Annotated in this window: 10 protein-coding genes and 2 pseudogenes; 8 read left to right on the top strand and 4 right to left on the bottom strand. The window is 49.7% G+C overall.

The features are described 5' to 3' along the window. Positions 1-147: 147 nt before the first annotated feature. The gene (gene ttcA / locus SPB21_RS26665) at positions 148-945 is read right to left on the bottom strand and encodes a tRNA 2-thiocytidine(32) synthetase TtcA (RefSeq protein WP_499868098.1); all 798 of its coding nucleotides are present in this window, start codon (positions 943-945) and stop codon (positions 148-150) included. 428 nt (positions 946-1,373) lie between these two features. Between ttcA and glmS the strand changes: the two genes are divergently transcribed. After that, entirely contained in the window at positions 1,374-3,272 is a 1,899-nt protein-coding gene (glmS, locus tag SPB21_RS26660) for a glutamine--fructose-6-phosphate transaminase (isomerizing) (protein ID WP_163700028.1), read from the top strand. Between the two features lie 498 nt (positions 3,273-3,770). Here glmS and SPB21_RS26655 read toward each other — a convergent pair whose 3' ends face one another. From SPB21_RS26655 to SPB21_RS26645, 3 genes and pseudogenes are all read right to left on the bottom strand, one after another. Continuing rightward, positions 3,771-4,058, bottom strand: a complete 288-nt coding sequence (locus SPB21_RS26655; RefSeq protein ID WP_163663859.1) for a PepSY domain-containing protein — start codon at positions 4,056-4,058, stop codon at positions 3,771-3,773. A 135-nt stretch (positions 4,059-4,193) separates the two neighbouring features. Continuing rightward, a complete protein-coding gene (locus SPB21_RS26650) occupies positions 4,194-4,679 on the bottom strand; it encodes a DUF411 domain-containing protein (RefSeq protein WP_499868097.1) in 486 nt (161 codons plus the stop codon). A 114-nt stretch (positions 4,680-4,793) separates the two neighbouring features. Beyond that, a pseudogene (locus SPB21_RS26645) lies at positions 4,794-5,075 on the bottom strand (glutaredoxin); the annotation flags it as partial. Positions 5,076-5,254: 179 nt separating this feature from the next. Here SPB21_RS26645 and rppA point away from each other — a divergent pair. The 7 genes and pseudogenes from rppA (at position 5,255) to SPB21_RS26610 (ending at position 14,064) form a co-directional block, all read left to right on the top strand. After that, positions 5,255-5,950 carry a two-component system response regulator RppA gene (rppA, locus tag SPB21_RS26640; protein ID WP_163668426.1) on the top strand — a complete coding sequence of 232 codons (696 nt, stop codon included), beginning with the start codon at positions 5,255-5,257 and terminating at the stop codon, positions 5,948-5,950. Then, entirely contained in the window at positions 5,886-7,307 is a 1,422-nt protein-coding gene (rppB, locus tag SPB21_RS26635) for a two-component system sensor histidine kinase RppB (protein WP_499868096.1), read from the top strand. The genes rppA and rppB overlap by 65 nt, the downstream gene beginning before the upstream one ends. Positions 7,308-7,395: 88 nt before the next feature. Beyond that, positions 7,396-7,494: pseudogene (locus SPB21_RS26630) on the top strand (helix-turn-helix domain-containing protein); the annotation flags it as partial. A 215-nt stretch (positions 7,495-7,709) separates the two neighbouring features. Next, positions 7,710-9,425, top strand: a complete 1,716-nt coding sequence (locus SPB21_RS26625; protein WP_499868095.1) for an efflux RND transporter periplasmic adaptor subunit — start codon at positions 7,710-7,712, stop codon at positions 9,423-9,425. A gap of 59 nt (positions 9,426-9,484) precedes the next feature. Beyond that, complete coding sequence (locus tag SPB21_RS26620) at positions 9,485-9,958, top strand: FixH family protein (RefSeq protein WP_163700036.1); 474 nt, start codon at positions 9,485-9,487, stop codon at positions 9,956-9,958. Between the two features lie 191 nt (positions 9,959-10,149). Then, positions 10,150-13,332 carry an efflux RND transporter permease subunit gene (locus SPB21_RS26615; RefSeq protein WP_163668435.1) on the top strand — a complete coding sequence of 1,061 codons (3,183 nt, stop codon included), beginning with the start codon at positions 10,150-10,152 and terminating at the stop codon, positions 13,330-13,332. 138 nt (positions 13,333-13,470) lie between these two features. Beyond that, positions 13,471-14,064, top strand: coding sequence for a MamS/MamX family magnetosome protein (locus SPB21_RS26610; RefSeq protein ID WP_499868094.1), 594 nt, complete (start codon positions 13,471-13,473; stop codon positions 14,062-14,064). Positions 14,065-14,104: the final 40 nt, after the last annotated feature.

The raw sequence follows: 14,104 nt of genomic DNA, 5'->3' as shown, positions 1-14,104 counted from the left end.
GCAAGGAGCAAGCCATCAATAAATTCCAAAAGTAAAGGTTGAAGAGACGTTCCATGGAACGTCTGTACACCCAAAATTTGGCAGCTAATTGATTTTATTTCCTAAGCTCATGCTGCCAGCTAGATGCCGTGCCTCTATTCGCAACAGCTAATTTTTCTCCGTAGCCAACCCCTTGAAGTCAAACAATTCGCTGTCAGCCAGCTGTGATGGAGAAACATTTTGAATACTGCGGAATAAGCTGTCAGTACGCCCCGGAAATTCTGTTTCCCATTGCTGTAACATCTGTTTAATATTGGCGCGCTGAAGATTCTCTTGAGAGCCGCAGAGATTACAAGGAATGATAGGAAATTCTCGATAGCGTGCATAGCGCGCGATGTCGTTTTCTGGGCAATAGGTCAGAGGGCGAACAACAATGTGCTTGCCATCATCTGTACGGAGCTTAGGCGGCATCGCCTTGATACGTCCACCATGAAACATGTTTAAGAACAACGTCTCGACAATGTCATCGCGGTGATGGCCCAGGGCAATTTTTGTTGCACCTTCTTCAGTGGCAACCCGATAGAGAATTCCACGCCGCAGACGAGAACATAGACCGCACATGGTCTTGCCTTCAGGAATAATGCGGGTCACCGTGCTGTAGGTGTCTTCCTCCACGATGCGGTAAGGCACGCCGACAGATTCTAAATACTCAGGTAGTATATGCTCTGGAAAATCGGGCTGCTTTTGATCAAGGTTAACGGCTAACAAGTCAAACTTGACTGGAGCACTACGCTGCAACGACATCAGCAACGACAGCATCGTGTAGGAGTCTTTACCTCCGGACAGACACACCATGACCTTGTCACCGGCTTCAATCATGGTGTAATCATGAATAGCTTTACCCACTAACCCCCGCAGGCGGGCTTCCAATTTCTTTGCATTTTTGGAGGGTAAGGTGGCAACCATAAAGTCTGTGTCACGATGGGATTTTTGCTATTTTACGCCATGACCCCAAGGGAAGATATGTTCAAAGTCTGCAATGTTGATCAGGAACCTCGCTCCTAAATTTAGCTTCATCACAAAGGGGAATAGAGGCTGAAGCACCCATATGGCCACTGTCCATGACATGGCAGCAGCAGATCTGCACGTTCATTACCAAAATTTAACTCTAGAGGGCTAAGTCGTCTAATCTTCAAATAATCTTCGTTAATTCTTGATTCGCAACCGTATTGAGAACAACAAGTACCTGGACAGATGGCAGCCAAAATCGTATTACCGTTGGCGGAAAATTGGATTTGGGTTTAGATAGTCCAGTAACCCAGCAGCATTCATTATTGGTCAATACTAAACCAACAGATTATAAGCGTTGGATTCACAGCTAAAGGAGACATCATATGTGCGGAATTGTCGGTTATATAGGCACTCGGGCCGCTAGCAATATTTTGATTGAAGGCTTACGTAAGCTGGAGTATCGCGGCTATGATTCAGCCGGTGTTGCAACTATTAGCGAAGGTCAACTCAACCGAGTGCGGGCTAAGGGTAAACTCCAGAACTTACAGGACAAACTAGACGGTTTGGAGGACCCCGCTCGTTTAGGCATTGGCCATACCCGCTGGGCCACCCACGGCAAGCCCGAAGAGCACAATGCCCATCCTCACACGGATGGCAGTGGTCGCATAGCAGTGGTGCAAAATGGCATTGTTGAAAACTACCGGGAACTGCGGGAAGCGCTGATTGCTAAAGGGTATGAGTTCCAGTCTGAAACCGATACCGAAGTGATTCCCCATTTGATTGCCGACTACCTTGCTAAGGGTGTGGAGGGGCCACTAGCTCACGAATCCGACTTGCTAGAGGCCGTACGCCAAGCGGTGAATGACCTGGATGGAGCCTTTGCCCTGGCTGTGGTGAGTGCCGATTTCCCCGACGAGCTAATTGTGGTGCGGCAACAGGCTCCGCTGGCCATTGGTTTTGGTCAGGGTGAGTTTTTCTGTGCATCCGATACGCCAGCAATTGTGCCCCACACCCGTGCAGTGCTGCCTTTAGATAATGGCGAGTTGGCGATGCTCACGCCGTTGGGGGCGGCTATTTATGACTTCACCGGGCGACGTCTGAAAAAGCACCCTATCACCCTCAGCATTAGCCCCACCATGGTGGAAAAGCAGGGTTTCAAGCACTTTATGCTGAAGGAAATCCATGAACAGCCGGGGGTGGTGCGTACCAGTCTAGAAACGTATTTAGCCAGTGATTGGACCCCTGAAAGTGACACGTCTCCGGTGAATTTGGGGCTGGATGCAAGTTTGCTAGCAGGATTAGAGCAGGTACAAATTTTGGCCTGTGGTACTAGCTGGCACGCTAGTTTAGTTGGTAAGCATTTGCTGGAACGGTTAGCGGGCATTCCAACCGTGGTGCACTATGCTTCAGAATTTCGTTATTCCCCCACGCCACTGATTGCTAATGCCCTGACCATTGGTGTGACCCAGTCTGGCGAAACGGCAGATACGCTAGCGGCGTTGGATATGGAACAAACTCGACGGGTTGAAAAAGGTGATGCGGCCTTTGCCCCACGCATGTTAGGGATCACGAACCGCCCAGAAAGTTCACTGGGACGTCTGGTGCCCAATGTTGTGGCGACCCATGCGGGCATTGAAATTGGGGTGGCGGCGACTAAAACCTTTGTGGCGCAGTTGATGGCGTTTTACTTCCTGGCGTTGGAATTGGGTTATCAGCGGAAGACTCTATCTGGCCAGGAGCTGGCGGAAATTATTGAGGCGATGCGTCAACTGCCCACCCAGATGGAGCATGTGATTGAAAAGCAGGAGGGCTATACCGAAGAGCTGGCCCATAGCTTTACGGAAACTCAAGACTTTATCTTTATTGGCCGTGGTGTTAACTATCCTATTGCGTTGGAAGGGGCGCTGAAGCTGAAGGAAATCAGCTATATCCATGCGGAGGGATATCCAGCGGGTGAAATGAAGCATGGTCCGATTGCGCTGTTGGATGCGAAGGTACCGGTGGTTGCGATCGCAGTCCCTGGCACTGTCTACGATAAAGTTCTTTCCAACGCTCAAGAAGCTAAAGCCCGCGACGCCCAGCTGATCGGCGTGGCCCCAGCCAATGACCCTGAGGCTGAGCACACCTTCGATACTTTATTGCCTGTGCCGACTGTAGATGAACTGCTCTCACCCATGTTGACGGTGCTACCTTTACAGTTGTTGTCTTATCACATTGCAGCACGACGAGGCCTGGATGTGGATCAGCCCCGCAACTTAGCCAAGTCAGTCACGGTTGAATAAGTATTGAGTACGAGTTAACCACTTGTATAACGACAATAAAGTTGTTTACCTGAAAACAAAGTTTTATGCCAGCATCGGTCCATAGCGATCAGGTGCTGGTAGTTTTTGTATTGGTTAGAGATAGCTCTTGAGTTTTTATAACTTTCAGGTGCCCCATCTATTGCCAGGGGTTCTCCTATGGCCAAGCGTCAGCGCAAGACAGATCAAGTAATACGAAATCCTGCCTGATAGCACCCGGTATCGCAGGGCATCCACAAGGGAGTGCCCCTACAGGATGGTCTATTTTTAATCGGGTTTAATAAATTCGGATTTGGTATAACTATAGAAGAACGTCTAGAAGAAACACTTACAATCGCTGATCAGGTGGGAATTGAACACCCCAAAGAACCTCGTAGCAAAAATTCTGTGTCTTGAGAGAGTGTTGCTATCGGACATTGCTCAAGTCTCGGCCTCCCTTGTTAATGTAGCTACCAGATGAATTTTAATTCAAGTTCTTTCCTATACTCTGCGCTGCTTACGTGTATTAGTTTGAAGCCACATCATCAATCCTGTAATGACCAACGTCAGTAAACCTATTGCATTTAGGATTGGATAGATCAGCTCTAGATTGATGCTGCCGAATTTGCCTCGATGTAACTCTAGCAGCCATAGAAATTCATCGGTGCGACCAATAACCACAGCAAATTGGAAAAACATGCCAGTTATCAGCGTGAGTAGCAAAGGGATGGTCATAAAAGGCACTAATCTTCTATGTATCTGGCGTAGTCGAGCTTGCTTAATAAGCATAATCACTTCTCTAAAGTCTCTTTTTCAAAGACATTAGCAAAAAGGGGCCTACTAGAATCAGACCTAATAAAGCTTCACCTAAGCCAATAGAAAATCCATATTTATCTTGTTATAGCTGCCTGGCTTTAGCAACAACTATGAGTGCTCAGCAAAAGTGGCAATTAAACCGTCTTTCTCAAACGAAAATACAGTGTAAGACTCAACATAATTTCCTGATTCCATGCCAGGAGAACCAATGGGCATCCCCGGTACAGTAATACCGGCAATATCCGGTTTTTCTGTGAGTAGTTGAGCGACATCTTCTGCGGGGATATGGCCTTCAACAATATAACCGTCCACAACAGTGGTATGGCATGACTTGAGGTTTTCAGGTACACCGTACTGCTCTTTAATCGCCGCCATGTCCTCTGTAATTTGATCATTCACCTCAAAGCCCGCGTCACGCATATGTTCGATCCACAAACCACAACAACCACAGGTAGGACTTCGAAATACGTTAATTTCGCTAGCTAAGGCTGCTTGAGAAATAGGAGCGGGTCCCTGGGCTAGGCTACAGCCAGTGACGATCAATCCTATGGTGATCAGTCCTATGCTCCCAAGTCTTTTAATGCGATTGATCATGGTCGTTTACGTGTAAACGCTAAAGCTGGGCAGATTTTCTGGCCTGGATAGCCTGGATAGTCCCAGTCTGGCACTAAGGTAGTCGGCAATCATGAAATAGAAATGAAATTGTGGCTAGACACCCTCTTGAAGTTGCACAACGGCGGAACGGGGTGTGGGTTCTGGCACATTAGCTTCGACATTGCGGGCAGCTGATACGATCAAGGCAGCTCCCATGAAGGTCATAATGGCATTTTCAGCAAAGCTAACAATTCCCAAGGGTGCTTTAGAATTGCCACCGACGCAAGCACAGTTGAGGGCCAATTTATCGATATACACGGCTTTTACTACTGAAGCGACACCATTGAGACCCACCGCAAGGGAGCCAATGCCTGTGGCCAAGGGAGCAATACCTGATTCGTAGCGGTTCCAGGCTATTTGATACGCCTACGATAAACTCTATAGTGAACTGTAGGGTCAAGGGTGCAGGAGTTATGTCAAACAGATAGTCCCTGGCTGGAACCTATACATTTCATTGCCATTTCATATTCTTAAGTTAGTTTCGAAAATACTCTCTGGTTATCTAATGTTGATTGATGCGCATTCTGCTCGTTGAAGATGAACCGGATCTTGGTAAGGCGATTAAACGTACCCTTAGCCAAGAAGCGTATGTGGTGGACTGGGTGCAGTCTGGCAACGATGCACTCACCTATTTAGAGCACGATATTTCCCTCTATACATTAGGTGTCTTTGACTGGATGGTGCCGGGACATTCCGGTATTGAGCTATGTGCATGGTTACGTCAGCACTGCTACAGTTTACCGGTGCTGATGCTAACTGCTAAGGACCGTGTCGAAGATCGGATTACGGGCCTGGATGCTGGGGCTGACGATTATTTAGTTAAACCCTTTAGTATGGCGGAGCTATTAGCAAGGCTGCGAGCGCTGCGGCGCAGACCTTCGGCGTTTCAGACAGCCCAGCTACAGCATGGACCATTGTTGCTAGATTGCGATCGCAGACTCGCCTTTCTGCATCCAAGAACATCCGCCGAACAACAAATTGAACTCACCCAAAAAGAGTTTCAACTGTTGCAGTACTTTATGGAGCATCCCAATCAAATTCTCACCCGCGATCAGGTGTTGACTCAGCTATGGGAAATCGGCGCTGAACCCAGCAGTAATGTGGTGGCTGCTCAAATGCGTTTGCTACGGCGTAAGCTGGGACCGTATGACCACACGATTGAAACTGTATATGGCATGGGATATCGATTTACCCCGCCGCCGAGCGAGTAAACCCCAAAATCAACTATTCCGACGATCACGCCTCCAATTAGCAGCTTGGTATGCCGGTGTTATGGGGGTAATTCTGACATTATTAGGGTTTGGGATGTATCGTGCCATTGCCCATGCCCATGAAGTCACGATTGATCGGGAAATTAAATCTGTTGCCGATGCGCTTAAGAATGCCTTGAAAGTGACTCTTGCCGATGAGCAACAGCTGGAACAGCTACCGCCCCAACTACTCCCTGATTTATGTCTTGCTGACCAGCATTGCCTGGAACCTACGCAACAAACACCCGGTAGTCCCTATCTTCAAAGCTATTATATTCGCATCATCAGCCCGACAGGTAAACTGTTAGCAACAGCTGGAGATCGACCTCAAGGCATACCCGTTGCCGTGCCGACAGCAACCTGGCAAACCGTATGGGATGCTAATGATCAACACTACCACCAAGTTGCCTTAGAACTCTTTCCTAATGTCTCTCCAACTGTAAGTCTAACGGCTGTTGAATCAGAAAGTTGGGCCTATTTAGTCGTGGGACGCTCATTTCAAGATTTTGACGAATACCTGGCGTCAGTCCGCTGGAGAATTTTGCTAGGATTATTAGTGGCGTTGTTTCTGGTAGCTCCAGCCAGTTGGTGGCTAGCTACTCTGGCCATGCGCCCCATTTACCGTTCCTACAGCCAGATTCAACAATTTACGGCGGATGCCGCCCATGAATTACGTACGCCCTTAGCCGCGATTCGGGCTACTGTAGAGTCCGTCTTGCGATTACCCCATTTATCAGAAGCGGAAGCTCAAGATACGTTGGGGGTAATTCATCGCCAAAACCATAGGCTTTCCAACCTGGTCAGTAATTTACTATTGCTCTCGAAGCTGGATATTCAGTCCTATCCCACTAAGCAGGCCTATTGTAATTTGGTGGATTTAATCCATGATATTGCCGAAGAGATGGCCGCATTTGCCTTGCAGAAGCAGATTACCTTAGATATTGCTGTGCAAACCGACTCTGTAGTCACTATTTTAGGTGATGAAGAAAATCTCTATCGGTTGTTACTCAATCTAGTCAACAACGCCCTAACCTACACGCCAGAAGGCGGACGTGTGACTCTCACGCTTCAGCAACAACAACAGCAGGCACTCATTTTAGTGACAGACACAGGTGTAGGTATTGCGCCAGGCGATCAGGCAAAAATCTTTGATCGGTTTTATCGGGTGGATACGGCCAGATCTCGACAGACGGGAAATTCGGGTTTGGGGCTTGCGATCACAACCGCCATTGCCCAAGCCCATAGAGGCACCATTACAGTCTCTAGTCAGCTCGGTAAAGGCAGCACGTTTACAGTTTTCCTGCCAATTTCATCATGATTTTATTGCACACATTTATCGTGAGAAACGCGTTGATATAAAAGGTGTGTGTTATGGAAGCCCATAGTATTTTACTAGTCTCTAAGATGTGTTGTATGTGTGTATGCGCAGTCTCAGAAACAAATTAGAAGCTACTGGAGAACCACGCCTGATACAGACTGTACGAGGGATTGGTTATGTTCTCAGGGCTCCCGCAGGCGAGTATGAGAAAGATGCCAATGAGGATGAAGATCCAAATTTGTCTGAGTTGACCTTGACCACGTCCAGACCTGGAGTTTTGTCGTAGAGGAAACTCCAGGCCTAGACGTGGTTTAGCTGGCACTTATCGATAACATTTCATTCTGATTTCACAATTGACCGATATAGTCTGAACTGCGCACACTGAAGTCGCATCGCAGTGTAATGAATTATCCCCCTGAATCTACTGAAGAACCCATATCAGAAGAAGATTACAAGCCTGAACATGTAGCACCTCCCCAACCCTGGTGGAAGTCATCGGGTAAAGCCCTACTGGGGTTAGGCGTTTTTGCTGTTTTGAGTACAGGCATTGTCGGTGCCACCCATATTCTCTCCTCGTCTGCTATGGAAGACCACGACATGGGCGGCCATGATATGGAGGGCATGTCCCATGATGAGATGATGCGGGTGGATGGAGCCTTCAACCCAACACCAGTTACCGTAGAGGTAGTAAAGGCGGCTCCGCTGGATGTCAGTTTTAATTATACCGGAGCAATTTTGCCTTACACAGAGGTTACTGTTTATCCCCGTGTGGCGGGTCAGCTCTCAAACTATGCTATTTATCCCGGTGACTGGGTCGATGCGGGGCAGCTGTTGGCTAACTTGGATGCCCTTGAGCGGGTCAGCCAGACGAGTGAAGCCCAGGCGTCGGCCACGGCATTCCTTGCGGCGGCTGACGCTAGCCAGTTTGAGCTAGAAGAACAACAACAGGAAATTGTCCAAATTCAGGCGGATCTGGACTATCTCATGCTCGAACGAGATCGCTTTAAGACCCTCACGGCAGAAGGGGCCACATCTCAATCTCAGTATGATTTGGCGGCATCCCAGGTAAATGCCAAACAAGCCATGTTAGAGGGCGCTAAGGCCAAACTCACACGTCTGCAATCCAAGGTGGCCAGCGATCAGGCTCAGGTAGAACGTGCCCGTGCTCAGATAGAGACGGCATCTGCATTTGAGGGCTACACCCAAATTACAGCCCCGATTAGCGGCATTGTGCAAGCCCGCATGGCCGATCCAGGTGTTGTGGTGCAGCCTGGAATGGGGATTTTCAAGATTGGCGACTATCAGCAGGTGAGACTTCAGGCCAATGTGGCTCAACAGGATGCCAATCAAATCCGAGTGGGAACGCCAATTTTGGCGAAGATCCAGGGCACGGATACAGGCGTTATTCAAGGGGAGATTACCAGCATTTTTCCCCAAGCGGATTTAGAGACCCGAACAGTTACTGTGGAAGCTGTGGTGGATAACCCGGAGCGACGACTACTCTCCGGGCAGTTTGTGGATATGGAGATTATCACTCAGCGACGCACCGAGGCGCTCTCAGTGCCGAAAAAAGCTGTGGTGGACTTTAACGGTGAGGCGGCGCTCTGGGTCGCGAATGGCAGTAAGGCCCAGCGACGACGGGTGACAACGGGGATGATGAGTCGCGATCGCATCGAGATTACCGACGGTCTGCAACCCGGCGATCGGGTCATTACCTCGGGAAACAGTCGATTGATCGAAGGGGGAGCCGTGACCGTTGTTGATGCCCTGGGTAACCCCACCGATGATTTTGTAAGTCCCACAGGCAGTGCATTAGAACTCTCCCTGGTAAGTCCTGACACGGTAAAAGCTGGAAAAAATGAACTCACCCTTGTCTTAAATAATACGGAGACTGAAGAACGGGTAACCGTGTCTACCGATGACATAGCCTTCGACATCACCATGCCCATGAAAAACATGGCACCGATGATGGCCAAAGTGGAGTTGGCGGCCACAGACAACCCCGGAGAATTCAAAGTTAACACCCATTTAGGCATGAGAGGTGACTGGATTATAGAAGCCACCGTGACCGATGCCGAACAGGCTGGCAAAGCCCGCCTCACCGTGCCAGTGAAATAGGTTTTGCTGCTCACACACTTCTCTCAGTTACACATACCCCCATTCGAATCAATAAGACCATGAAAAACCTGTTATTGAGTCTAATTGCAGTCAGCGCGTTGGTCACTGGCTGTGCAGGAGCATCCACTCCTGACGCCACTACATCAGAGGCACCGGATACTGCTGAAACCGTCACTGATGATAAAGCGGCAATGGACACCATGGAGGGAATGGAAGCCACCAGCGAAGGTAATGTAGAGATTACCCTGGTGAGTTCTGATGCGGTACCCATAGGAGATGCAGAACTTCTGGTTGCCGTGAAAGATACCGCCACAGGTGAACCTGTCACCACTGAAAACCTGAAAGTGGAGATCTTTATGCCCATGGAGGATATGGAGGATATGACCACTGAAGCGGAAGTTTCACCGGATGCTGAACCGGGTCAGTATAAGGTCACGACTTACCTTGGTATGGCGGGCATGTGGGCCGTTAACACCACTGTTAATGAAGGGGAGCAAGAGGGCAAAGCTTACTTTATGTTTGAAGTACAATAGCTGGATTCAGCCATCAGAAAATGAACTGCCTTTGTCAATGTCCCCTTCGACTCCGCTCAGGGGACGCTGGCTGTAAGAGTTGGCTGAGCGAATAAGAGTTGGCTGAGCGAAGCCGAAGCCAACGGTATTTGATCACTAATTAGGGCAATCTCTTCGTTTTTTAGCGTCCCTAGTCATTCCCAACACTTTCTATGAAAGAATTTCTCACCCACTGGTCTATCAAAAATCCAGTTGTTGTCACCGCTCTTTACATTACGGTGATTATGCTGTCGTTACTGACGCTATTTCTCTTGCCAGTGCGGATGATGCCCTATGTGGAAAGCCCGCTGGTGTCGGTGGTATCCATGGCTCCTGGTGCATCTCCAGAGGAAATTGAAACCTATATCACCAAACCCATCGAGCAGCGGCTCAGCGTACTGGACGGGGTGCGATTTATCCGGTCTAGTTCCCAAAAGGACAATTCCATCGTCACCATTCAGTTTGCCTGGGGAGGCAATGTCGATAAGGCTGTGCAGTCAGTGCAAAACATCATGACAGCAGCCGAAGGCGATCTGTTATTTGATGGCATTAACTTTAGATCTTACTGGGTGCTGCCCATTGACCCGCTAAACAGACCCGTGCTGACGTTAGCACTCAAGGGTGAGAACTGGGATCCTCTGCAGCTGAGGGAATTTGCTGACAATGCGTTAGTGGATCGCCTGACACAGGTGGAAGATGTGCAGGCCGTGTCCATCTTTGGAGGCTATCGTCGTCAACTGCAGATCATTGTAGACCGCGAGAAGCTGGCAGCCTATGGTCTTTCCATTGTGCAAGTGCGAGATGCCATTGATGCCAATAACATTAGCCAGAGTGCAGGTACCCTAACCCAGGGAGATAGCGAAATTTTGGTTCGCACCGACGAGCGAACCCTGGGGGCAGCTGAGGTGATGGATTACCCCGTTTTAGAACAAAATGGTCGGGTGGTGTATGTGCGGGATGTGGCGACGGTCAAAGACACCTATGAAGAGCGCCGCAGCGGCTACCGCTATAATGGAGAATCGGCCCTCGCGGTCAATGTGATTCAGCGGCCAGACTCTAGCTCACCCCAGGTGATCAAGCGGGTCAGGATGGAACTGGAGGCTATCCAAAACGAGTATCCTGGCATCGAATTCCAGGAAGCCTATGACAACTCTTACCTGGTCAACCTGATTGTCAGCAGCACGTTCCAGGAGCTGTTGGTAAGCGTCGTGTTAGCAGGGCTGGTCATGTTAGTCTTTCTCGAAGACTTTCGGTCCACGGCTATCATCATGATCTCCATTCCCACCAGCCTGGCCCTTTCCACCCTGCCGTTTATCCCCATCGGCATGTCCCTCAATTCCTCCACGCTGATTGGCATGATGATGGCCATTGGTAAGCTGGTGGATGACTCCATTATTGTGCTCGACTCCATTGACCAAAAGTTACGGGCAGGGTTGATGCCCGTGCAAGCGGCGATTAAGGGGACTGGAGACGTCTTTTTAGCCAGTGCTGCGGCGAGCTGTGTGATGATTGCGGCCCTGGTGCCCACTATTCTCTCGGGTGGTCTCACAGGTCTGATGTTTGTGGGCATTGTGTGGCCGATGGTGTTTGCCTTTGTGGCCTCGTTGCTGGTGTCGATTACGCTGATTCCTCTGGTGGCAGCCTTTACCCTCAAGCCCCACAGCGACAAACCGAAGCGACAAACCTGGCTACAGGTGCTAACGACACCTGTTCGTTTTGGCTTTAACAGATTGGAAAGGGGCTACGCCTGGCTGCTAGACCTGTGTATGCGAAACCGAGAGATTACCCTGGCCATCGCTGGGGCTTCGGTGGTGCTGGCGATCATGCTGTACGGTCTTATTCCCCAGGAGATGATGCCCCTGGGGGATTCGGGACAGTTTGTCGCCACCTTAGAAATGGAGGCAGGTACCTCGTTTGCAGCCACCAATGCGGCGGCAGGTCGGTTTGAGGAAATTATCTTGCAACAGCCGGAGGTGGAGAAAGTCTCTTCCCAGATAGGCTTTGAGCTAACGCGGAACAGCACCTACTTTACGGGTTACAGCATGGGCGGTGTGAATACCGCATCAATGACGGTTACCATTACTCCCCTGGATGAACGTCAGCGCGACATCTGGGAGATTATGGACGGCATTGAAGCCGAAGCGAAACGGACGATTCCCGGTACCCGCCGCATTGCCATTAAAGAAATGGGCGTGGATGTGATGGCCACCTCTGCGGCTCCCATTCAGCTGGCGGTATATGGCGATGACTTAGAGACACTGCATCGCCTGGCTCAGGGGGTCTTAGACATTGCAGAGGCCAACCCCAACATTATGATGCCGTTTACAAGCTCAGCCCTCTCCCAGCCCGAATATCGGCTCAATATTGATCGCCGTCGTGCCCAGGAGCTAGGGTTAACGGTACAGGCGGTGTCTCAGCAGGCGTACTACGCTCTCAATGGCGGCATGACGCGCCGCTACTACAATCGTCCCAACCTGCGACAGAATTCCATTCTGGTGCGGTACGACGAAGATGCTCGCGGCACGATGCAGGATCTGTCAAATACCTACATCACGACAACAACAGGCCAACAGGTGCCGCTGAGCGTGGTGGCGACGATCGAACCGCAACAGGGTCCGACATTGATTGAGCGGGTGAATGGTAAACGGGTGGTGTATGTAAATGGCTATTACCGCAAGAATGGACCTGCGTCTATGGATTTATCCATGGCGATCGCAATGCAAGCCGGTCAAGAACTGAGCTTTCCACCAGGCTATGGCATCGACTCCATGGGCGATATGACCGACATGATGATCGAATTTGCCCGGTTGCTGAAAGGATTACTGGTGTCGCTCGTGCTGCTTTATATCATTTTGGTGATTCAGTTTGGCTCGTTTATACATCCCCTGGTGATGATGTTGTCCGTGCCACTGCAGCTGGTGGGGGTATTTGGTGCGTTGTTGCTGTTTAATCACACCCTGTCCACCGTATCGATTCTAGGAATTGTGATTCTTTCGGGGATTTCACTGTCGGCGGCAATTCTGTTGTTGGAGCTGATTTTAGCCAAGCGGAAGGAGGGGGTGCCACGTGCGATCGCAATCCGCCAGGCCGGACCTATCCGCCTCAAAGCCATTATCATGACCACTGTCACCACCCTGATTGTGATTGTCCGGCTGGCCTTTTTCCCAGAAACCGGTATGGATGCCTATTCTCCCATTGCCACTGTCATCTTAGGGGGTCTAGTGATGTCCACAATTTTGACCCTTGTGGTTGTGCCAGTCGTTTATTCCTTGGTAGACGATGTAACAGAAACTGTTAAGCGAATGCGACGTAGAACAAAGCGGGCAGAAGCCTCTCAAGTCAGATTATTGCAATGAGGTGAACGCATTTGGCTCAGTTGAGATCCTGAACCGAAGTGAGCCGCTAATTTTTATAACAACCACTGGAGCCTTTAGTCAGCTAGAGGCTTTATACTAGAACCGTAAGCAATATTAGAGCTTAAGGGAGAGCGTATTATGAAACGCCGCATTGCCTACGTTACTCTTCCCGCCTTAGCTGGAGCTGGTTTAACTTACTTCGCTCTGATCGCCACACCCCTAAGAGCACAAATGGTAAACAGACCGATGTTTGACTCTTCAAATGCTCAGTCTGATTGGGTGGTGCCCAGACATGCACAACGAGGCCAAGGTCATGGTTGGAGACATGGCCATAGACATGGGCATAGACATGGTGGTAGGCACTGGGGTGGCGTAGGCCCCTGCCCAATGTACAACGGAGCCTATGATGCCAGTACGCTGGAAACAATCGGTGGTCGCGTGACTAATATTGAGCGAGTAGGTTCAAGACAAGGAATATGGCTACAGGTTGAAACAGACCAAGAGACTTTTAGAGTTCACCTGGGTCCAGCCTGGTATTTAGAAAACCAAGAGGTCAACATCACCACGGATGACACGATTGAAGTGACGGGCATTCGGGGTGCCTGGGGTGGAGAAACAACATTTGCGGCCTCAGCCATCAACCATGCCAACCGCACCATTGAACTGCGAGATAGCAATGGATACCCATTGTGGATGACTTGGCAAACAGACCAAAACTCAGAAGTTTACTAGGATTAAGTTTCACACCTGAGCACTATTCTCCTTGGCGATA

The sequence above is a fragment of the Leptothoe sp. ISB3NOV94-8A genome (assembly GCF_043421595.1).
Taxonomy (GTDB): Bacteria; Cyanobacteriota; Cyanobacteriia; order Phormidesmidales; family Phormidesmidaceae; genus Leptothoe; species Leptothoe turfae.
The sequence above is the reverse complement of the archived record's forward strand: the minus strand, read 5'-3'. Positions and strand labels throughout refer to the sequence as shown.